The organism is Oceanithermus desulfurans, assembly GCF_014201675.1.
In the GTDB taxonomy this organism is placed as follows: Bacteria; Deinococcota; Deinococci; order Deinococcales; family Marinithermaceae; genus Oceanithermus; species Oceanithermus desulfurans.
In genome coordinates, this window is sequence record NZ_JACHEZ010000001.1 from 137,232 (window position 1) to 156,604 (window position 19,373).

Below are 19,373 nucleotides of genomic sequence, written 5' to 3' on the forward strand. Positions count from 1 at the left end.
TGCGTTAAACGGGCGTGCAAGACAAAACTGCAATTCCTCGCAAAAACCTTCAACAAAGGTCTTCGTTTCTCGTTGCGCCTGGGTTCGCCTTCCGTAAACCCGTCTTCTCGGAAGCCTTCAGGAGCCGGGGAGCAACGGAAGTGGGGCGGGTGCCCAGAGCACGTGGCTGCCGCCGGGGCGGTCGCCCGCGCCCAGGCCCGGGGCCAGGGGCTCGGCCCCCAGGGCGCGCAGGGCCTCTTCCAGAAAGGCCTCACGCGGCGCGTCGCCGTAGAAGAGGTAGACCGCGGCGAGCTCCGCGTCCGACTCCATCAGGTGGTCGGCGTGCCAGTGGAGCGTCTTGCGCGCGGGTGGGCGCACGGCCCAGCCGAGGCCTTCGAAGTGGCGCAGCAGCTCCGCGCGCAGCCGGTGGGGCGGGCCGGCCGCGCGGGTGGCGTGGCGCAACAGGCGGCTGGGCAGCCGCCCCGCGAGCGCCGAGCCCAGGTAGTAGACGCGGCCGGGGGCGAGCGCGAAGACCCGGCCGCCCTGGAAGCGGCCGAAGCTCAGCTCGAGCGGCGCCTCCAGCGCCAGCTCGAGCACGTAGGCCCCGCTCTTTTGCGGCTCGCCGTAGGCGTGGATGCTCACTTCCCCAGCCGACGCACCTCGTCCAGCACTTCGGGGTTGACGAGGGCCGAGGTGTCGCCGGTGCTCTCGCCCAGGTAGGCGGCCTTGAGGAGGCGGCGCATCACCTTGGCGTTGCGGGTCTTGGGCAGGTCGCTGACGAAGTGGACCGCCGCGGGCTTCATCGGCTTGCCCAGCACCTCGGCCACCTTCTCCGCGATCTCGGCGGCCAGTTCTTCCGAGCCTTCGAACTCGGGGCGCAGCACCACGAAGAGCACCGGCACTTCGCCCTTGACCTCGTGGGGCACGCCCACCGCTCCGGCCTCCTGGACCGCCGGGTGGCGGATCGCCGCCGACTCGAGCTCCGCCGGGCCCACGCGCTTGCCCGCGATCTTGAGGGTGTCGTCGCTGCGGCCGAGGATGAACCAGTAGCCCTCCTCGTCCACCAGCGCCCAGTCGCCGTGGACCCAGACGTCCTTGAAACGGCTCCAGTAGGTACGCTCGTAGCGCTCCGGGTCGTTCCAGAAGCCCTTGGTCATTCCCGGCCAGGGCGCGAGCACCGCCAGCTCACCCACCTGGCCCACCACCGGTTCTCCTTCGTCGTTTAGCACCGCTGCCTTGATGCCGGGGGCGGGGGTGTTGAACGAGGCCTCGGCGATGGGCTTGTAGACCGTGCAGCCGAGGATGCCGCCCGAGACCTCGGTGCCGCCGGAGTAGTTGACGATGGGGCAGCGACCGCCGCCCACGGTCTGGAAGAACCACTGGTAGGGCTCGGGGTTCCAGGGCTCGCCGGTGGAGCCGAGGACCCGCAGCGAGGAGAGGTCGTGCTTCTTCACCGGTTCCTCGCCGTAGGGGATGAGGGCGCGGATCAGGGTGGGGGAGATGCCCAGGTGGGTGATGCCGTGGCGCGCCACCATCTGCCACAGCCGGTCGGGGCCGGGGTAGTCGGGCGCGCCCTCGTAGAGGAAGACGGTGGAGCCGAGGAGCAGGCTGCCCAGGATGGCCCAGGGGCCCATCATCCAGCCCATGTCGGTGAACCAGAACATCAGCTCGCCGGGTCGCAGATCGAAGAGGTGGGCCATGTCCTGCGCCGCCTTGAGGGGAAAGCCGGCGTGGTAGTGGACCGTGCCCTTGGGCCGGCCGGTGGTGCCCGAGGTGTAGATGAGCATGAAGGGGTCCATGCTCCCCATCACCTCGGTGGGGGCGTCCGACGGCCGGCGGCCCACGGCCTCGTCCCACCAGAGGTCGCGACCCTCCTTCATGGGGTAGCCGCCGTCGACCCGCCGCACCACCAGCACCTTCTCCACGCTGGGGGCGCGCTCGAGCGCCTCGTCGGCCACGGGCTTCATGGGCACGACCCGGCCGCGCCGCAAAAAGCCGTCGGCGGTCACCAGCAGCCGGGCCCCGGCGTCGGCGAGGCGGGTGGCCGTGGCCTCGGCGCCGTAACCCGAGAAGATGGGGATGGCGATCGCGCCGATGCGCGCGGTGGCCAGGAAGGCCACCGCGGTCTCGGGCAGCATGGGCAGGAAGAGGCCCACGCGGTCGCCGCGGCCCACGCCCAGCTCGCGCAGGGCCGCCGCCGCCTGGGCCACCTGCTGGTCGAGCTCGCGGTAGGTGAGGCGCACCACCGCGCCGTTTTCGCCCTCCCAGATCAGCGCCAGCTGGCGCGCCCGCTCGCCGCGGGCATGGCGGGTGGTGGCGTTGTGGGCCAGGTTGAGCTTGCCGCCGGGGAACCACTCGGGCCACATCACCCCGCGGGAAAGGTCGACGTAGCGCTCGTAGGGCTCGAACCACTCGATCCCCATCAGCTCGAGCGTCGCCTTCCAGAAGGCGTCGGGGCGTTCGACGCTGAAGGCGTAGAGGGCGTCGTAGTCGGGAAGCTCGAGCCGCCGCATCAGGCGCTCGAGGTGGCTGCCGCGGGTGTAGGCTTCGCTGGGGGTCCAGACGGGCTTCATCGCTTCTTCCTCCTCAACCAACCGAGAAAACGGAACCCGCGCGGGTTCTTCTGGGGGCGTTCGGGGGCCGCTTCGACGGTGTAGTAGCCCCCGAGGGTGCGCCGCAGGCTCTCCAGATGGGTGCGGCGGGCGGGGTCCTTGGCCAGCAGCCCGCGGATGCGCTGGACCAGCTTGGGGTGCAGGTCGAGCTCGCCGGGCAGGCGCGGCGGCGCCTTGGTGAGGTGGGCGGCCATCAGCGCCTCGTAGCTGTCGCCGTAGAAGGGGCGCTTGCCGGTGAGCAGCTCGTAGGCGAGGACGCCCAGCGAGTAGGCGTCCGAGGCGGGGGTGGCCGCGTGCCCCTGAAAGATCTCGGGTGCCATGTAAAAGGGGCTGCCGGCGCGTTCGAAGGGGTTGGGGTTGTCCTGGGTGCGGGCGACCCCGAAGTCGCCGAGCTTGGCGACCTTCCCGTACATGAAGACGTTGGCGGGCTTGATGTCCTGGTGAACGATGCCGCGCCCGTGGAGGTAGATCAGGGCTTCGAGCAGCTGCGTGAGCAGGTTCAGCGCCAGCTCCCGATCGAGCGGCCCCTGCCGCAGCAGGGTGTCGAGGGTGCCGTCGGGCATGTACTCGAGCGCCACGAAGGCGCCCTCGCCGAACGGCTTGCCCGCGAGCCCGCGCAGCAGGTGGGGGTGCTTGAGGCCCATGGAGAGCCGCACCTCCTGAGCGAACATCTGCGCCAGGCGTTCGTCCTCGCGCACCTCCTTCCGGGGCAGCTTGAGGGCCACCTCGGTGCCGTCGGGGGCGCGGGCCAGGTAGACCTGCGCCGTCTTGCCGAGGCCGAGCAGCAGCTCGAGCCGGAAGTCCTCGCGGCGCAGGCTACGCAGGCTCATGGCCTAGACTTCGATCGCCTCTCCGGGTTTCAGGGCCGCGCCCTCGACGCCGAGCGTGCGGGCGCGGGCGACGAAGGCCTCGCCGTCCTGCTCGATGACCGGGAAGGTGTTGTAGTGGATGGGCACGACCTTCTTGGGTTTCAGCAGCTCGAGCGCCGCGAGGGCGTCGTCGGGGCCCATGGTGAAGGTGTCGCCGATGGGCAGGAGGGCGAGGTCGAGGCCTTCTTCGCCGATGAGGCGCATGTCGCTGAAGAGCGCGGTGTCGCCGGCGTGGTAGATCTTCTTGCCGTCCAGCTCGACGACGACGCCCATGGGCATGCCGCCGTAGCTGCCGTCGGGGAACGAACTCGAATGCCAGGCGGGGTAGAACTTGAGCGAGCCGCCGGGGAAGGCGTAGCGCCCGCCGATGTTCATGGCGAAGGCCTGGGCGCCGTGCTTTTCGGCGTAGACGGCGATCTCGTAGGTCGAGACCACGGTCGCGCCCTTGCCGGCCAGGGCCAGGGTGTCGCCCCAGTGGTCGCCGTGGGCGTGGGTGAGGACGACCAGGTCCGCCCGAACCGCCTCCGGTCCCACGGTGGCCACGGGGTTGCCGGTGAGGAAGGGGTCGATCACCAGCGTGGTCTCCCGACCCTCCAGCAGAACCGCAGCATGTCCCAGGAACGTGACTTTGGCCATGTGCAAGCCCTCCTTTCCGAGCGCTTCTTATGCTTTTCTCAGTCTAACAAACCGCCGTGCGCGCCGCTGTTTACGTCCGTGAGGGTGCGTTCGAGGGTGCGCGCGAAGGCGGCCTCGGCCATCTTCTTGAAGGCGCGGCCGCCCCATTTTTCCCCCTCGGGCAGGCGCACCCGCAGGCGCACCCGGGCCCGGTAGCAGACCCGCGAACCCTCGCGGCGGGCCTGCCCCGAAAGCTCGGCGGCGAGGTCGTCGGCGCCGGGGTCGAGGGCCTCCAGCTCGGCGACGTCGTTTCGGGTCGAAAAGCGCGCCCGGAAGGGGAAGCGCACCTCGCCCAACAGCGCGAAGGGGGCGACGAGCGCGCCCCGCAGCTCGTCCCCCGAAAGCTCGAGGTCGCGGAAGACCGCCAGCCGCCCCAGCGCCTCCTGCGGGCGCTCCAGCAGCGCCTGCGCGGCCGCAGGGTCGGCGGCGGCGAGGCAGAAGGCGACGTCGCGCTCGAGCTCCATCGCCTACTCCACCCACTCCACCCGAACCCGGCCTTCCTTGACCAGCTCCTCGATCTTGCGTTCGCCGAGGTTGCGCAGGGTGGGGAGCTCGTTGAACCGCGGGGTGTTCGAGGCCAGCCCCACGCGCACGATCAGCACGTCCTCGGCCTCGTTGGTGCCGATGCGCCAGACCAGGTACTCCCCCAGCTCGCCCAACCGGCGTTGGAGTTCGTCGGGCAGCGCCTCGGCCCGGGACTCTTCGCGTTCGCTCACTCGAGTACCTCCATCAAGGCCAGCTTAAGGTACCGGGTCTCGGGAACGGTGAGCAAGACGGGGTGGTCCCATCCCTGCCCGCGCGATTCGCGCACGCGCACGACCCGGTGCGCGTCGGCGGCGGCCGAGGCCAGCATGGCGTAGAAGTCGGCCTCGGACACGTGGTGGCTGCAGGAGGCCGTGACCAGCAGCCCGCCCGGCTTCAGTAGCTTCAGCGCCCGCAGGTTCACTTCCTTGTACGCCGCCAGCGCGCGTTCCCGGTCCGCCTTGCGGGCCGCGAAGGCGGGCGGATCGAGGACGATCACGTCGTAGCGCTCCCCCGCGCGCTGGCGTTCGCGCAGCAGGTCGAAGGCGTTGGCCTCGGTGAAGCGCAGGTTCCCGAGTCCGTTCAAAGCCGCGTTCTCCCGCGCCGCCTCCAGCGCCGCGGCGGAGCTGTCCACCGCCTCCACCTCGGCGACGTGGCGCGCCATGTGCAGCGCGAAGAGCCCCTGGTAGGCGAAGACGTCCAGAGCCCGGGCGTAGCCGCGGCCCTCCAGGTAGTCCTCGAGGCGCAGGCGGTTGTCGCGCTGGTCCAGAAAGGCCCCGGTCTTCTGCCCTCCTTGAAGGCGGACGCGGTAGCGCACGGTGCCTTCGCGCACCTCCACCGCGTCGGGCACCCGCCCGGCGAGGGTGCGCACGTAGCGCTCCAGGCCCTCGCGCTCGCGCAGCGGCGCGTCGTGCTTGGCCAGGAGGCCTTCCGGTTCCAGGGCCGCCTCGAGCCGCAGCGTCAGCTCGCCCAGGAGCGGTTCCCAGGCGGCGGCGTGGGCCTGCAGCACCAGGTGGCGGGCGTAGCTGTCGACCACCAGCCCCGGCAGCAGGTCGCCCTCGGCGTGCACCAGGCGGAAACCCCCGTGGGGCTCGGCCCGGTAGGCCGGCATCCGGAAGGCCAGGGCGCGCTCGAGGTTGGCCCACAGGGCCGCCAGCGGGTCGTCGGTGGGCCCGAAGTGGAAGACGCGGACCTGGATCAGGGAACGGGGGCTGGTCAGGGCCCAGCCCAAGAGCCCCCGGGGTCCGTAGACGGGGTGGATGCCGGGGGTGTCGGGGAGGCTTTGCACGTCGCTCTGCCAGACCCAGGGGTGGCGGGCGAGGACGCGGGCGGCGCCGCGGGGCGAGAGTACGACCTTCACGGCATCGAGCATACACGCGCCGGAGGGCTGGCGTATGATGGTAGACGTTGGTTCGCCCCCTGACGGGCGCGCGTTGACACCTCAGGGGGCCTGGGGTATTATGCGCCGGGACGCGTCGCAGACGCGAGTTTAGCCGTGTTTCGCGGGGTATAAGGAGGCGGTATGCAAGGCCTAGGACTGGTAAAGAGTCTCGCCGAGCGTGAGCGCGAGTTGGCGCAAAAACTCGAGGAGGCGCAGAAGACCGCAGAGGCCAAACTGGCCGAAGCCCGGGCGGAAGCCGAACGCATCCTCAGGCAGGCCGAAGAGGAAGTCGAACGGCTCGCCGCCGAATACAGCGAACAAATCGAATCCGAAGTGCGGCGGATCGAGGAAGAGGCCCGCCGCAAGGCCGAGGCGGAGGCGCAGAAGGTCAAGGCGGCCGCTGAAGGCAAGCTCAAAGGGGCCGTGGACGCGGTCCTCGAGGAGGTCCTTCCGTGATCGCACCCATGGAGAAGCTGATCGTCGCCGGTCCCAAGCGCCGGGTGCACGAGCTTCTCGGGGAGCTGCAGCGCATCGGGGTGGTGCAGATCGACGCGCTCCGCACCGAAGAGCTGCCGGAGTACGCCTACAGTCCCGAGGAAGAGGACGCGGCCAAGCGCTGGCAGCGCGTGGTCCAGGGGGCGGAGCACGCCCTCGCGCTGCTCGGCTCGGCGCCGGAGGCCACCCGCCCCTTCGAAGGGGGGCTGGCCGCGGCCGAATCGGAGCTCGAGCCCCTGGTTCACCGCGCCGACGTGCTCACGCGCGAAGCCGAGAAGCTGCGTGAAGAGATCGACCTCATCGACCTCTACCAGCAGCCCGTAGAGACGCTGGCCGAGATGGCCCACGGCCTCGACACCAGCCGCTGGCTGGCGGTGCTGCCCTTCCTGCTCGAGAAGGAGGCCGAGCTGGAAGTGGCCGCCGAGGCCCTCGGCGAGGCGCTGGAGGACCGCTACCTGCTCGCCCACCAGCCGCTCGACGGCCGGGTGGCGGCGCTTGCCGTCGTTCTCCAGGGCGACCTGGAGACGGCGCGGGGCGCGCTTTCCCGCAAGGGCATCGGCGAGCTGCGCCTGACCGGGCCGTTCGCCGGCCTCTCGCTCGGCGAGGCGCGGGTGCGCATGCGCGAACGCGCCAAGCTGGCGCCTGAAGAGCTGGAAAACGTGCACTCGGCGCTGACCCGGCTGCGCAAGGAGGCGGAGGCCCCGCTGCGTTCGCTCTGGACCCGGGCGATGGACGAGGCCGCGCGCCTGCGCGCGCTGCTCGACATCGCCGCCGGCCGCTTCGGCTTTGCGCTCTTCGGCTGGATCCCCGCGCGGCTCAAAGGCAAGGTGGAAGAGGCGCTCGCGGCCCACAAGGAGCACGTCGTCTACACCCTCGAGCCCGCCGACGAGCACCACGAGGCCGACCGGGTGCCGGTCACGCTCGAGAACGGCCCCATGGTCAAGCCCTTCCAGATGCTCATCGAGTTCCTGAACATCCCCAAGTACGGCACCTGGGACCCGACCTGGGTCGTGGCCGTCTTCTTCCCCTTCTGGTTCGGGATGATCGTGGGCGACCTGGGCTACGCCCTGCTCTTCATGCTGATCGCGCGGCTGCTCTCCGGGCTGGTCAAGCAGAAGAAGCCGCTCGTCATCGAGTTCTTCGGCATCCACATGAAGCCCCCGGTCGTCAAGGACCTGGTCTTCGTCCTCAACGCCATGATCTTCTGGACCGTCGTCTGGGGCTTCGTCTACGGCGAGTTCTTCGGTAACTTCCTCGAGCACCTGGGCGTCTTCTACGTCCCCGGGCACGGGTCGGGGCTGATCCCCATCGCCATCCCCAGGGCCGACACCGCGGCGACGGCCACGATGATGATCCTGATCGCCATCGCCTTCGGCGTCTTCCAGGTCTTCCACGGCCTGGGCGTGCGCGCCTGGCTGAGCCTGCGCCACGGCCACATGAAGCACTTCTGGGAGGCCACGGGCTACCTGGGCGGGCTGGTGGGCCTGATCGTCTTCGCCTACACCTTCCTTACCGGCGCCAGCGGCGGCTACAACCTGGTCATGTACGCCGGCTTCGCCGTCTTCCTGCTGGGCATCGTGATGTCGCGGGTGGTCCTGATGATCGCCGAGCTGCCCACCCAGGGCGGGCACATCCTCAGCTACATCCGTATCTACGCCGTCGGCGTGGCCGGGGCGATCATGGCCAACCTGGCCACCGACCTGGGCTTCTCGCTGGCGGAGAAGCTGGGGATCCTCGGGGTCCTGGTCGGCCTGGTCGTGGGTCTGCTGACGCACCTCACCATCCTGGCGCTGACGATGATGGGGCACATCCTGCAGCCCATCCGTTTGGTTTGGGTCGAGTTCTTCACCAAGTTCGGTTTCTACGAGGAGTCGGGGCGGCCGTACCGCCCGTTCAAGTCCGTCCGTAACGATGCAGGCACTGCATCTTAGGGAGCAAGAGAGAAGGGTAGTGGAGGTTACATCATGAAGAAAGTTCTAACTGCACTGGGGATGATGGTTCTGGGCGCTCTGGCGATGGCTGCGGAGAACACCGCCGGCGGTGACGGCGGCGTCAGCAGGGGTCTGATCGGCCTGGGTATCGGCCTCGCGGTCGGCCTGGGCGCGCTCGGCACCGGCGTGGCGCAGGCGCGCATCGGTGCGGCGGGCGTCGGAGCCGTGGCCGAGAAGCCGGGGATGTTCGGTACCGCGCTGATCTTCCTGCTGCTGCCGGAAACCCTTGTCATCTTCGGTCTCGTGATCGCGTTCATCTTGCTCGGCAGGCTCTAGAGCGGTGCATAACGGCTTCGCCCGCGCCGTACGCGGCGTCGGGCGAACCGTCACGGGAGGCGGTGCATGTCTAAACTAGAAACGATCCTCCAGGAGGAGGTGCTGGCCGAGATCCAGCAGCTGATGGCCAAGGCCGAGGAAGAGGCGGCGGCGATCGTCGCCGAGGCCAAGGAGAAGGCCGAGGCGCTGGTGGCGGCGCAGCAGCGCAAGCTCGAGGCGCGCAAACAGGCCGAGCTGCACCGCGCCGAGAGCGCGGCGGAGCTGGCGGTCACCACCGCCCGCGTCGAAGCCAAGGGTGAGGTCATCGCCACGATCTACCGTGAGGTGCAGGGCCGCCTCGAGGCGCTTCCCCAGAACCCCGAGTACCCGACCCTGCTCGAGCGCCTGGCCGAGGAGGCCGTGGCCGCGGTGGGCGAGGCCGAGGCCATCGTCGTCCACCCCGACGACGTTCCCCGGCTCAAGGGCTGGGCCGAGGGCAAGGGGCTGGCGGTGCAGGCCGACGACGCGGTGCGCCTTGGCGTCGTGGCCGTGGCCAAGGGCGGCAAGACCCGGGTGGCGAACACGCTGCCCGATCGGCTGGAGCGTGCGTGGGAGGTTCTTTCCGCCAAGGTCTCGCAGGTTCTGTGGGCATGAGGAGGTCCCGGTGACGGACGACTTTGGATACCTGAACGCGCGCGTGCGCGTCCGCCGCTCGAGCCTCCTGCCCGAGGGCTTCTTCCAGGAAGCCCTGAACCTGAACTTCGACGACTTCGTCGGCGCGCTGGGCGAAACCCCTTACGCCGAGCACCTGAGCGGTGAGGACCTGGGCGCGGTCGACCGCGCCGTCGCCGCGCGGCTGCGGCAGGTCGTGGGCTCGCTGCCCGGGCTGGTGGGCGGGGAGACCCGCGAGGCCGTCGTCATGCTGCTCTCGCGCGCCGACCTCGCGAACATCAAGACGATCCTGCGCGCCAAGGAAGTGGGCCTCTCGGCCGAAGAGATCCGCGCGAGCCTCGTCGGCGGCACCCTGCCCGAGGCCGTGCTGCAGGCGATGATCGAAGCGCCGGACGCGGCGGGCGTGGTGCAGGCGCTGGTGCTGCCCGGTCACCCGCTTTCGGCGGCGTTGCGCGAGGCCGTGGCCGCCGGCGGGGAGGTGGAGCAGATCGAGGTCGCCCTGGACCGGGCCTACTTCGAGGGGCTGCGCAAGCTGGCGGGAAGGATCGACGACGCCTTCCTGCAGGACTACCTGGCCTACGAGATCGACGGCGTCAACCTCTCCACCGCCTTCAAGCTGGCGCAGCGGGGGGGCACGGCCGACGCCGACGCCTACTTCGTCAAGGGCGGGCGCCACGTCAGCGAGGCGCTCTTCACCCGCATCGCCGGCGGCGAGGTCGCCGCCGTGGACGAGCTCGCGGGCACGCCGCTGGAACCCCTGGCGGCCGCGCGCGACCTGGGCGAGCTCGAGCACGCGCTGCGCTGCCTGCTGCTCGAGCGCGCCGGACTCGGCGCCTTCGACGCCGAGGGCGCCGGCCTGGTGACCGCCTTCGTCCGCGCCATGGAGTGGGAGGCGGCCCGCCTGCGGCTGATCGCGCGCCGCGCCTACTACCGCCTGCCGGTCGAGGCCGTGGAGCGGGAGGTGTTCTGCTCGTGAAGATCGCCGTGCTCACCGATCCCGAAACGGCCACCGGATTTCGCCTGGGCGGCCTTGAGGTGACGACCGCCCGGGACGAAGCCGAGGCCACCGAGCGTCTGGCCGAGATGGTCGAGAGCGACGAGTTCGCCCTCATCGCCGTGGACGAGGGGCTCCTGCCCGAGCCCTACAAGGCGGTGGAGCGGGTCATGCGGGGGCGCGACCTGCCGGTCCTCCTCCCCTTCACCTCGCTCGCGCAGGCCTTCGCGGCCGGCGAGGAAGACGCCACCGAGTACATGCGGCGGCTGGTGAAGTCGACGATCGGCTACGACATCAAGCTTTAGCGCAAGGAGGCAAACGGGAATGATCCAAGGAACCATCTACAAGATCGCGGGCCCGGCGGTCATCGCCAAAGGCATGAGCGGCGCCCGCATGTTCGACATCTGCAAGGTCGGCGACGAGGGGCTGGTCGGCGAGATCATCCGCCTCGACGGCGACACCGCGTTCGTGCAGGTCTACGAGGACACCTCGGGCCTGCAGGTGGGTGAGCCGGTGGTCTCGACCGGGAACCCGCTCTCGGTCGAGCTGGGCCCCGGCATGCTCAACGCCATCTACGACGGCATTCAGCGCCCCCTCGACAAGCTGCAGGACAAGACCGGCGACTTCATCGACCGCGGCGTCGTGGTGCACGCGCTCGACCGCGAGAAGACCTGGGACTGGACCCCTGCGGTCGAGCCCGGGGACGTGGTCTCGGGCGGCCACGTGCTCGGCACCGTGCCCGAGTTCCAGTTCACCCACAAGATCCTGGTCCCCCCGGGGGTCAGCGGCACCGTGAAGTCGGTCAAGCCCGCCGGCGCCTACACCATCGAGGAGCCGGTCGTCGTCCTGGAGGACGGCACCGAGCTGAAGATGTACCACCTCTGGCCGGTGCGCCGCGCCCGCCCCATCGCCTCCAAGGAGGACCCCAACGAGCCCTTCCTCACCGGCATGCGCATCCTCGACGTGCTCTTTCCGGTGGCCATGGGCGGCACCGCGGCCATCCCCGGACCCTTCGGCTCCGGTAAGACGGTGACCCAGCAGTCGCTGGCCAAGTGGTCGAACGCCGACGTGGTGGTCTACGTGGGCTGCGGCGAGCGCGGCAACGAGATGACCGACGTGCTCGTCGAGTTCCCCGAGCTCGAAGACCCCAAGACCGGCGGCCCGCTGATGCAGCGCACCGTGCTGATCGCCAACACCTCCAACATGCCGGTGGCCGCGCGCGAAGCGAGCATCTACGTGGGTGTCACCCTGGCCGAGTACTTCCGCGACCAGGGCGTTTCGGTGGCGCTGATGGCCGACTCCACCAGCCGCTGGGCCGAGGCGCTGCGCGAGATCTCCAGCCGCCTCGAGGAGATGCCCGCCGAAGAAGGCTACCCGCCCTACCTGGCCGCGCGCCTGGCCGCGTTCTACGAGCGCTCCGGCCGCGTCGTCACCCTCAACAAGGAGCCGGGGGCCGTCTCGATCGTCGGCGCCGTCAGCCCTCCGGGCGGTGACATGTCGGAGCCGGTCACCCAGTCGACGCTGCGCATCGTCGGCGCCTTCTGGCGTCTGGACGCCTCGCTGGCCTACCGCCGCCACTTCCCGGCGATCAACTGGAACGGGTCGTACTCGCTCTTCATCGACATCCTCGACCCCTGGTACCGCAAGCACGTGGCCGAAGACTACCCCGAGCTGCGCAACCGCCTGCAGGAGCTGCTGCAGCAGGAGGCCAGCCTGCAGGAGGTCGTCCAGCTCGTGGGACCCGACGCGCTGCAGGACGCCGAGCGCCTCATCATCGAGGTGGGCCGCATCGCCCGCGAGGACTTCCTCCAGCAGAACGCCTTCGACGCCGTCGACGCCTACTGCTCGCTGAGCAAGGCCTACGGCATCATGCAGATGATCATGGGGCTGTACGAGGCCGCTTCGGAGGCGATCCAGGCCGGCGTGACGATCGACGAGATCATCCAGCACGCGGTGATCGAGAAGATCGCCCGCGCCCGTTACGTCCCCGAGGACGAGTTCGAAGCCTACAAGGACGAGGTTCTGGCCGAGATCAAGAGCGCCTTTTTGGCCGCGGCCTAAGGGAGAAGAACCATGGATCTGTTCAAGAAAGAGTACACCTCCCTCACCTACATCTCGGGGCCGCTGCTCTTCGTGGAGAACGCCAGCGACCTGGCCTACGGCGCCATCGTCGAGATCAAGGACGGTTCCGGGCGCGTGCGCGGCGGTCAGGTCATCGAGGTCTCCGAGGAGTACGCGGTCATCCAGGTGTTCGAGGAGACCACCGGTCTGGACCTGGCCACCACCACGGTCAGCCTGGTCGAGGACGTGGCCCGCCTGGGCGTGAGCCCGGAGATGCTGGGCCGCCGCTTCAACGGGATCGGCAAGCCGATCGACGGTCTGCCCCCGATCACGCCCGAGAAACGGGAGCCGATCATCGGTAAGCCCATCAACCCGGTGGCCCGCCGCAAGCCCGAGGAGTTCATCCAGACCGGCATCTCGACCATCGACGTGATGAACACGATGGTGCGCGGGCAGAAGCTGCCCATCTTCTCGGGTTCGGGCCTGCCCGCCAACGAGCTGGCCGCCCAGATCGCCCGCCAGGCGACGGTGCCCGGGGAGGACGTGCAGTTCGCCGTCGTCTTCGCCGCCATGGGGATCACCCAGCGCGAGCTCTCCTTCTTCGTGAACGAGTTCGAGCGCACCGGCGCGCTGGCGCGCAGCGTTCTCTTCCTCAACAAGGCCGACGACCCCACGATCGAGCGCATCCTGACGCCGCGTATGGCGCTCACGGTGGCCGAGTACCTGGCCTTCGAGCACGACTACCACGTCCTCGTCATCCTCACCGACATGCTCAACTACTGCGACGCGCTGCGCGAGGTCGCCGCGTCGCGTGAGGAGATTCCCGGCCGCCGCGGTTACCCCGGCTACATGTACACCGACCTGGCGACGATCTACGAGCGCGCCGGCGTGATCGAGGGTAAGAGCGGTTCGGTGACCCAGCTGCCCATCCTCTCGATGCCCGACGACGACCGCACCCACCCGGTGCCCGACCTGACCGGCTACATCACCGAGGGGCAGATTCAGCTCTCGCGCGAGCTGCACCGCAAGAACCTCTACCCGCCCATCGACCCCCTGCCTTCGCTCTCGCGGCTGATGAACAACGCCATCGGCAAGGGGAAGACGCGTGACGACCACAAGCAGGTGGCCGACCAGCTCTACGCCGCCTACTCCAACGGCGTCGACATCCGCAAGCTGGTGGCCATCATCGGTGAGGACGCGCTGACCGAGAACGACCGCAAGTACCTCGAGTTCGCCGACCAGTTCGAGAAGTACTTCATCAACCAGGGCTCGGCGAACCGCACCCTCGAGCAGTCGCTCGACCTGGCCTGGGCTCTGCTCTCGACGCTGCCGCAGTCCGAGCTGAAGCGCATCTCGCGCGACCACATCGGCAAGTACTACGGCGCCAAGCTCGAAGAGATCTGGGGCCAGGTCTAGCCGGGAGGCGTCATGGAACAGATCAGCCCCACCCGGATGACCCTCTTGCAAAAGCGCAGCCAGCTGCAGCTGGCCAGCAAGGGGGTGGACCTGCTCAAGAAGAAGCGCGACGCGCTGGTGGGGGAGTTCTTCGCGCTGGTGCACGAGACGCTCGAGGCGCGCAAGCGGCTCGAGGACGCGGCCAAGGACGCCTACTTCGCCCTCTTCCTGGCCAAGGCCTTCGACGGTCCCGAGGCGGTGGACGCACTGGCCCTGGGCATGCCCGTGCTGGGCAGCGTGGAGGCCGAGGTCGAAAACGTCTGGGGCACCAAGGTGCCCAAGCTGAACGTGGACTGGCCCGAAGGCGCGGCGGCGAGCCCCATCGCCACGGGTGGGCAGACCCTGAAGGCGCAGGAGGCGTTCCGCCGCTTCGCCAAGGCGCTCGTCGAGGTGGCCAACACCGAGACGCGGCTGCGCCGCATCGGCGAAGAGATCAAGAAGACCACCCGCCGCGTCAACGCGCTTGAGCAGGTGGTGATCCCCGGCGTGCTGCACCAGATGCGCTTCATCAAGCTGGTGCTCGAACAGCGCGAACGTGAGGACACCTTCCGCCTCAAGCGCATCAAGGCCAAGAGCGAGAAGGAAGAAAAACAGCCCGCCACGGCCTGAACCCGTTATCCCGTTTGCCTTGCCGCGGGGCCCTTTGGGGCCCCGCTCGCCTTGCCGCCCTCAGAACCAGCAGGAGGTGGGCTGGGGACCGGACCCGGCCAGCTCGGCCCCGAACCCTTGGGGCAGGACGACCGGTACGAAGCCGGACGCCACGCTGCCCTTGAGGGCGTTCGCGGCGTAGCCGAGGGGCTTCACGTGCACCCGCACGACCACCTCGGCCTCGGGGTCGATCAGCACCGGTCCGCCCGAGCGCGTGAAGGGTTGCTCGTCGACGTGCGAGTGCAGCAGCACGCGGCGGTAGAGCAGCTCCGACCCGTCGGGGGTGACCACCTCCCACCAGTCGGCGTATCGATCGCAGCCGCGGTCGGGGCTCTGCACCCGCACCGCGAAGGTGTAACCGCCGGGGCGCCCGCTGGCCCGGACCTCCAGCACCCTGGCCTCGAGCGGTTCGGGGGCGGGGGTGCCGGCGTTTCCCGAAGCGGCCGTGAGGGCCGGAACCACGAGCAGCAGCAACCCAATCGCGTAACGCATACCGCAGCCTAGCCCGCGCGCATGAGAGGCGGCTGTCAGGGCAGCCAGCGGCGCAGCCAGGCGAGCCAGTGACCCCCGAGGACGCCCGGGAAGACGCCTGCGGGCAGTGCCTCTTCCAGCCGCCGCAGGTCGGCGGGCTGGTCGAGCGGTTCGGGCAGCTCGCGGGCGCCGAAGCCGCCGTCGAAGTCGGAGCCGATGCCCACGTGCTCCCAGCCGATCAGTTCGGCGACGTGCGCCATGTGGCGAAGGGCCGCCTCCAGGCCGGGCCGCGCGTCGCCGCGCTGCCAGCCCGCGACCAGGAAGGCGTTATAGAACACGGTCCCGATCACCCCGCCGCGTTCGCCGAGCGCGCTGATCATCGCTTCGCTGAGGTGGCGTTCGTGGTCCACGAAGCGGCGGGGGTTCGAGTGGCTGGCGAGCAGGGGCCCGTCGTAGAGCTCCAGCGCCTCCCAGAACGATGGCTCGGAGAGGTGGCTGGCGTCGAGGGCGACGCGCGGCTCGTCTTGCAGCGCCGCCATCAGCTCCCGGCCCAGCTCGGTGAGGCCGCCGGTTCCGAACCAGCTGCCGCCGGCGTAGCGGGTGCCGCCCCAGGCGGGGCCCACCAGGCGCACGCCGGCGTCGGCCCAGAAGCCGAGCTCGTCCGGGGTGCGGATCGGGTCGGCGCCCTCCATGAGGATCAGCAGCCCGGGCACGCCGTCGCCTTCCCAGGCCTTCAGGTGGCCGTCCAGTTCGGCGCGGGTGGTGATCAGACGCACCCGGCCTTCCTCGTGCCAGCGGCGGTAGAGCTCGAGCTGCCGCAGCGCCTGGGCGTGGGCTTCGTCCGGCGTGGTGTAGCCCTCGGGGTTGTGCTCGGGGTGGTAGGGGCTGGCGAAAAGGGTGGCGAAGACGAGCGCCGCGCCCGCCTCCACCAGCGCGGGCAGCGTGACCGTGGGCACGTCGCCCTGGGGGTACCGCCGCCTTAGCTCTTCGAGCGGCAGCGTCAGGTCGAAGCCCGCCTCGAGCGCGTTGTGGGCCAGGTCGAGGTGGGCGTCCACGAGGGGGGGCGGTGGGGGTTTCACGCCATCCATCGTACGGCAGGAAGTCCGTCGTTCCTACGGCAAGGAGGGTTTGCAGGAATTGGCCTGTGGCTCGTAGCTTGTAGTTCGTGGTGTTTTTGTTTCGCCGTGGCCAAGCCTCCGGTTTGGTTGCGGCGCAATAAGATACCCTTCCCATAGGGGGTGGGGGTTGTGGGCGTTGCCAAAGCCCAGAGCTCACCTTTCGCTCCGTAAAAAAACCCACCTCCTACTTTCTGAGCGGCGACCCCCTTCCGGCCCGCGGTCACCTTCCCGATGCGGAGGAGAAGACGGTACGTGGTTCGTGGCAAAAAAAGCCTGTAGCCCGTGGCTTGTGGCACGTGGTTTTTCTTCGTCGCGCCAAGAAGCCGCCGGTCCCGTCGCAGCGAAAAAAAGCCCTCCCCTGGGGGAGGGCCGGGCTGGGGACTTTGGGGGAGCTAGGGGATCCGTAGATGGACCTTTCCGGTCAAGGCCCCGTACGCCTATTCCAATGCTCGTTCAAGCGCCGGCGAAGGCCAGGTCGGCGACCTCGACCATGGGGCTCGCCCCCACCAGGAAGATCACGCTCCACTCGAGGTCCTGGCCCACGGCCACGATGCGCTCGAGCAGCTCGAAGACGTTGCCGCTGATGGTGAAGTTCTCGACCGGGTAGGCCGCTTCACCCCCCTCGACCTTGAGGCCCAGCGCCTGCAGCGAGAAGTCGCCCGAGATGGGGTTGGCCCCGGCGTGCACGCCCATCAGGTCGGTCACGAGCACGCCTTCCTCGAGCCGCACGCCCGCTCCGGGGGCGACGATGAGGTTGTGCGGCGCCACCCCGAGCACGCCCTTGTAGCTGCGGCTGGCGTGGCCGGTGGGCTCGTGCCCCAGCTTGCGCGCGGTCTGACTGTTGTGCAGGAAGCTCTCGACCACGCCCTCGCGCAGCAGGTAGACCCTGCGCGTGGGGGTGCCCTCGGCGTCGAAGGGGGCGTTGGCCAGGCCTTCGGGGTGGTCGGGGTCGTCGTAGAGCGTGAAGACCGCGCTCGCCACCTGCTGCCCCAGCTTGTCCGCGAGGCGGCTCTTGCCCTCGATCACCTGCTTCGCGCTCCACATCGAAACGAAGGGTGCGAGCAGCGCCAGGAAGGCCTTGGGCTCCAGGTAGGCGGTGTAGCGGCCGCTCGCCAGCGGGCGCGCCCCCAGGAGCCGGCCGGTCTTGTAAAGGAAGTCCTGGGCGGTGCTGGCGGGGTCGAGGGCCGCGACCTCGCGCGACACCTTGAGCTCGTACCCCTGTTTGACGCTCGCGCCCTCGCCCATCACCGCGTTGACCATCTGGTAGGCGTAGCCGCTGCGAAAGCCGCCGGCCGCTCCCCGGGTGGAGGCGAGCTCGGTCTGGTGTTCGCGTTCCGCGTAGGTGGCCGCGCCCACCTGCCGCACCCGCGGGTCCTTCTGCACCTCGCGCTCGAGCGCCAGCGCCACCTGCTTCTTCTCGTCCACCGGGGCCGAAAGCCCCTCGCCCAGCAGGTCGTGGCGGCCCAGAGAACGGCCCTGGGGAAGGAAGCCGTCGGTATCGGCCTGCAGCTCGGCGTTTTCGACGGCCTCGGCAAGCATCCAGTCCAGGGCTTCGGGGGTCAGTTCCTCGGTGTAGGCGTAGCCGGTCTTGCCGCCGGTGACGACGCGGACCCCGATGCCCGCGCTTTCGGCCTCGGTGATCTCCTCCAGGTCGCCTCCCCGGGCGCGCAGCGTCAGCTCGCGGCTGCCGGTGGCCAGGGCCTCGAGCTCCACGCCCCGTTCGCGGGCGCGCCGGAGCAGGTAGGTTTGCGCTTCTTGCAGGGTCATCCTTCGCCTCCTACGACGATCTCGCTGATGAGCAGGTGGGGCTGGCCCACTTCGACGGGAATGGAGCCCGAGAGCGAGCCGCACATCCCCGGGGCGTTCTTGCGGTCCGCCGCCACCGCCACGATCCGCTGGATGCTCTCGGGCCCCTTGCCCACGAGCATCGCGCCCTTGACCGGCTCCTCGACGCGGCCGTGACGGATCACGTAGCCTTCCTGCACCGCGAAGTTGTACTCGCCGGAACCGGGCTTGACCTGGCCGCCGCCCATCTTCTTGGCGTAGAGGCCGAACTCGATGCCCTCGAAGAGGCTCTCGATGGAGGCGTCGCCCGCTTCGATGAAGGTGTTGCGCATGCGGCTGGTGGGGGCGTAGGTGTAGTCCTGGCGGCGGCCGGAGCCGGTGGGACGGTAGCCGGTCATCAGGCTGCCCCAGCGGTCCACCATGTAGCTCTTGAGCACGCCCTTCTCGATGAGCACGGTGCGCTCCGTGGGCGCCCCCTCGTCGTCGTACTCCGACGAGCCCCAGGCGTGGGGAAGGGTGCCGTCGTCGACGTAGGTGACGGCATCGCTGGCGATCTTCTCACCCAGCTTGTCCGTCAGCACGCTCGTCTTGCGGGCGACCGAGGTGGTTTCGAGCAGGTGGCCCAGCGCCTCGTGGAAGATGACGCCGCCGAAGGCGTTGCCGATCACCACCGGCATCGGCCCGGCCGGGGCGGGCTTCGCCCCCAGCAAGGTCCGCGCCTGCTCCCCGGCGGCGCGGCCGTGTTCGGCCGGGGGTTCCAGGTCGAAGAGCTCGAGCCCCACGCTCAGGCCGGGGCCCGCGAAGCCGGTCTGCAGGCCCCGCTCGTTTTCGGCGATGGCCGTCACCATGTAGCGGGTCCGCACCCGGCGGTCGGTGTTCCAGACGCCCTCGCTGTTCGCCACCAGGATCTCCTGGTCGCGCTCGAGCAGGTGGATCTGCACCTTCTTGATTTCCGGTCCCACCCTGGCGGCGTGGTCGGCCTCGGCCAGGCGTTCGATGCGCCAGCGCTTGTCGTGGGCCTCGAAGGGCCGCTCGGGGGCGTGCAGGCCTGCGGGTGCGGTCTTGCGGAAGTCGAGGCCGCCGGCGCCGCGGGCGTCCACCCGGCCCCCGCCCCCCTTGAGGCGGGCCAGGGTGTCCGTGACCTCGAGCAGGTTGGCCTCGCTGAGGTCGTTGGTGTAGGCGTAGACCACCTGGGTTCCGAAGAAGAGGCGGATCCCGGCGCCCCGCTCGATGCCGCTGGTGGCCTCCTGCACCTCCAGGTCCAGCAGGCGCAGGTTGCGGCTCTTGGTGCGCTCTGCGTAGACCTCCGCGAAGTCGGCCCCCTGGGCGAGGGCGTGGGCGATCAGTCGTTCGGCCGTGCTTTCGTTGAGCATGGAACCATGGTACACGA

Annotated in this window: 20 protein-coding genes; 9 read left to right on the forward strand and 11 right to left on the reverse strand. The window is 69.6% G+C overall.

The features are described 5' to 3' along the window. Positions 1-117: 117 nt before the first annotated feature. The 7 genes from HNQ05_RS00800 to HNQ05_RS00830 are packed head-to-tail and all read right to left on the reverse strand — an operon-like array spanning position 118 to position 6,017. Positions 118-621, reverse strand: a complete 504-nt coding sequence (locus HNQ05_RS00800) for a DUF123 domain-containing protein (protein ID WP_147145111.1) — start codon at positions 619-621, stop codon at positions 118-120. Further along, positions 618-2,552 (reverse strand): AMP-binding protein, encoded by a 1,935-nt coding sequence (locus HNQ05_RS00805; protein ID WP_147145113.1) that lies wholly within the window; start codon positions 2,550-2,552, stop codon positions 618-620. The genes HNQ05_RS00800 and HNQ05_RS00805 overlap by 4 nt, the downstream gene beginning before the upstream one ends. Continuing rightward, positions 2,549-3,421 (reverse strand): serine/threonine-protein kinase, encoded by an 873-nt coding sequence (locus tag HNQ05_RS00810; protein WP_147145115.1) that lies wholly within the window; start codon positions 3,419-3,421, stop codon positions 2,549-2,551. The genes HNQ05_RS00805 and HNQ05_RS00810 overlap by 4 nt, the downstream gene beginning before the upstream one ends. A gap of 3 nt (positions 3,422-3,424) precedes the next feature. Further along, positions 3,425-4,096, reverse strand: a complete 672-nt coding sequence (locus tag HNQ05_RS00815) for a metal-dependent hydrolase (RefSeq protein ID WP_147145117.1) — start codon at positions 4,094-4,096, stop codon at positions 3,425-3,427. Between the two features lie 38 nt (positions 4,097-4,134). Next, positions 4,135-4,599, reverse strand: a complete 465-nt coding sequence (locus HNQ05_RS00820; RefSeq protein WP_147145118.1) for a DUF3809 family protein — start codon at positions 4,597-4,599, stop codon at positions 4,135-4,137. 3 nt (positions 4,600-4,602) lie between these two features. Continuing rightward, positions 4,603-4,851 carry a DUF3248 domain-containing protein gene (locus HNQ05_RS00825; RefSeq protein ID WP_147145120.1) on the reverse strand — a complete coding sequence of 83 codons (249 nt, stop codon included), beginning with the start codon at positions 4,849-4,851 and terminating at the stop codon, positions 4,603-4,605. Further along, on the reverse strand, positions 4,848-6,017 hold the full coding sequence (locus HNQ05_RS00830; RefSeq protein ID WP_183677507.1) for a 23S rRNA (cytosine(1962)-C(5))-methyltransferase: 1,170 nt from the start codon (positions 6,015-6,017) through the stop codon (positions 4,848-4,850). The genes HNQ05_RS00825 and HNQ05_RS00830 overlap by 4 nt, the downstream gene beginning before the upstream one ends. 162 nt (positions 6,018-6,179) lie before the next feature. Between HNQ05_RS00830 and HNQ05_RS00835 the strand changes: the two genes are divergently transcribed. The 9 genes from HNQ05_RS00835 to HNQ05_RS00875 all read left to right on the forward strand — a co-directional run bounded on the left by HNQ05_RS00835 (position 6,180) and on the right by HNQ05_RS00875 (position 14,570). Further along, positions 6,180-6,494: a V-type ATPase subunit subunit G family protein gene (locus HNQ05_RS00835; protein ID WP_147145124.1), complete on the forward strand. Its 315-nt coding sequence runs from the start codon at positions 6,180-6,182 to the stop codon at positions 6,492-6,494. Continuing rightward, positions 6,491-8,464: a V-type ATP synthase subunit I gene (locus tag HNQ05_RS00840; protein WP_147145126.1), complete on the forward strand. Its 1,974-nt coding sequence runs from the start codon at positions 6,491-6,493 to the stop codon at positions 8,462-8,464. The genes HNQ05_RS00835 and HNQ05_RS00840 overlap by 4 nt, the downstream gene beginning before the upstream one ends. 33 nt (positions 8,465-8,497) lie before the next feature. Next, positions 8,498-8,800, forward strand: coding sequence for a F0F1 ATP synthase subunit C (locus HNQ05_RS00845; RefSeq protein WP_013458089.1), 303 nt, complete (start codon positions 8,498-8,500; stop codon positions 8,798-8,800). A gap of 66 nt (positions 8,801-8,866) precedes the next feature. Continuing rightward, entirely contained in the window at positions 8,867-9,433 is a 567-nt protein-coding gene (locus HNQ05_RS00850; RefSeq protein WP_147145128.1) for a V-type ATP synthase subunit E, read from the forward strand. A gap of 10 nt (positions 9,434-9,443) precedes the next feature. Then, positions 9,444-10,427, forward strand: a complete 984-nt coding sequence (locus HNQ05_RS00855; RefSeq protein WP_147145130.1) for a V-type ATPase subunit — start codon at positions 9,444-9,446, stop codon at positions 10,425-10,427. Then, a complete protein-coding gene (locus tag HNQ05_RS00860) occupies positions 10,424-10,750 on the forward strand; it encodes a V-type ATP synthase subunit F (protein WP_147145132.1) in 327 nt (108 codons plus the stop codon). Before HNQ05_RS00855 ends, HNQ05_RS00860 begins: the two co-directional genes overlap by 4 nt. A 19-nt stretch (positions 10,751-10,769) precedes the next feature. After that, a complete protein-coding gene (locus HNQ05_RS00865; protein WP_147145134.1) occupies positions 10,770-12,506 on the forward strand; it encodes a V-type ATP synthase subunit A in 1,737 nt (578 codons plus the stop codon). A 12-nt stretch (positions 12,507-12,518) separates the two neighbouring features. After that, positions 12,519-13,922, forward strand: a complete 1,404-nt coding sequence (locus tag HNQ05_RS00870) for a V-type ATP synthase subunit B (RefSeq protein WP_013458084.1) — start codon at positions 12,519-12,521, stop codon at positions 13,920-13,922. Between the two features lie 12 nt (positions 13,923-13,934). Continuing rightward, complete coding sequence (locus HNQ05_RS00875) at positions 13,935-14,570, forward strand: V-type ATP synthase subunit D (protein ID WP_147145136.1); 636 nt, start codon at positions 13,935-13,937, stop codon at positions 14,568-14,570. 60 nt (positions 14,571-14,630) lie between these two features. Here the strand turns inward: HNQ05_RS00875 and HNQ05_RS00880 are convergent, their stop codons facing one another. The 4 genes from HNQ05_RS00880 to HNQ05_RS00895 form a co-directional block, all read right to left on the reverse strand. Further along, on the reverse strand, positions 14,631-15,101 hold the full coding sequence (locus HNQ05_RS00880; RefSeq protein WP_147145138.1) for a hypothetical protein: 471 nt from the start codon (positions 15,099-15,101) through the stop codon (positions 14,631-14,633). Between the two features lie 35 nt (positions 15,102-15,136). Then, positions 15,137-16,168, reverse strand: a complete 1,032-nt coding sequence (locus HNQ05_RS00885; protein ID WP_147145140.1) for a dipeptidase — start codon at positions 16,166-16,168, stop codon at positions 15,137-15,139. A 483-nt stretch (positions 16,169-16,651) separates the two neighbouring features. Continuing rightward, positions 16,652-17,965 (reverse strand): TldD/PmbA family protein, encoded by a 1,314-nt coding sequence (locus tag HNQ05_RS00890; protein WP_147145142.1) that lies wholly within the window; start codon positions 17,963-17,965, stop codon positions 16,652-16,654. Continuing rightward, positions 17,962-19,356, reverse strand: a complete 1,395-nt coding sequence (locus HNQ05_RS00895; RefSeq protein WP_147145144.1) for a TldD/PmbA family protein — start codon at positions 19,354-19,356, stop codon at positions 17,962-17,964. Before HNQ05_RS00895 ends, HNQ05_RS00890 begins: the two co-directional genes overlap by 4 nt. Positions 19,357-19,373: the final 17 nt, after the last annotated feature.

What these genes read in the sequence shown, in the direction of transcription:
- HNQ05_RS00805 (WP_147145113.1), bottom strand. Translation starts at nt 2,552, where the DNA reads ATGAAGCCCGTCTGGACCCCCAGCGAAGCCTACACCCGCGGCAGCCAC.
- HNQ05_RS00865 (WP_147145134.1), top strand. Translation starts at nt 10,770, where the DNA reads ATGATCCAAGGAACCATCTACAAGATCGCGGGCCCGGCGGTCATCGCC.
- HNQ05_RS00850 (WP_147145128.1), top strand. Translation starts at nt 8,867, where the DNA reads ATGTCTAAACTAGAAACGATCCTCCAGGAGGAGGTGCTGGCCGAGATC.
- HNQ05_RS00815 (WP_147145117.1), bottom strand. Translation starts at nt 4,096, where the DNA reads ATGGCCAAAGTCACGTTCCTGGGACATGCTGCGGTTCTGCTGGAGGGT.
- HNQ05_RS00885 (WP_147145140.1), bottom strand. Translation starts at nt 16,168, where the DNA reads ATGGATGGCGTGAAACCCCCACCGCCCCCCCTCGTGGACGCCCACCTC.
- HNQ05_RS00890 (WP_147145142.1), bottom strand. Translation starts at nt 17,965, where the DNA reads ATGACCCTGCAAGAAGCGCAAACCTACCTGCTCCGGCGCGCCCGCGAA.
- HNQ05_RS00895 (WP_147145144.1), bottom strand. Translation starts at nt 19,356, where the DNA reads ATGCTCAACGAAAGCACGGCCGAACGACTGATCGCCCACGCCCTCGCC.
- HNQ05_RS00875 (WP_147145136.1), top strand. Translation starts at nt 13,935, where the DNA reads ATGGAACAGATCAGCCCCACCCGGATGACCCTCTTGCAAAAGCGCAGC.
- HNQ05_RS00810 (WP_147145115.1), bottom strand. Translation starts at nt 3,421, where the DNA reads ATGAGCCTGCGTAGCCTGCGCCGCGAGGACTTCCGGCTCGAGCTGCTG.
- HNQ05_RS00870 (WP_013458084.1), top strand. Translation starts at nt 12,519, where the DNA reads ATGGATCTGTTCAAGAAAGAGTACACCTCCCTCACCTACATCTCGGGG.
- HNQ05_RS00845 (WP_013458089.1), top strand. Translation starts at nt 8,498, where the DNA reads ATGAAGAAAGTTCTAACTGCACTGGGGATGATGGTTCTGGGCGCTCTG.
- HNQ05_RS00820 (WP_147145118.1), bottom strand. Translation starts at nt 4,599, where the DNA reads ATGGAGCTCGAGCGCGACGTCGCCTTCTGCCTCGCCGCCGCCGACCCT.
- HNQ05_RS00880 (WP_147145138.1), bottom strand. Translation starts at nt 15,101, where the DNA reads ATGCGTTACGCGATTGGGTTGCTGCTGCTCGTGGTTCCGGCCCTCACG.
- HNQ05_RS00835 (WP_147145124.1), top strand. Translation starts at nt 6,180, where the DNA reads ATGCAAGGCCTAGGACTGGTAAAGAGTCTCGCCGAGCGTGAGCGCGAG.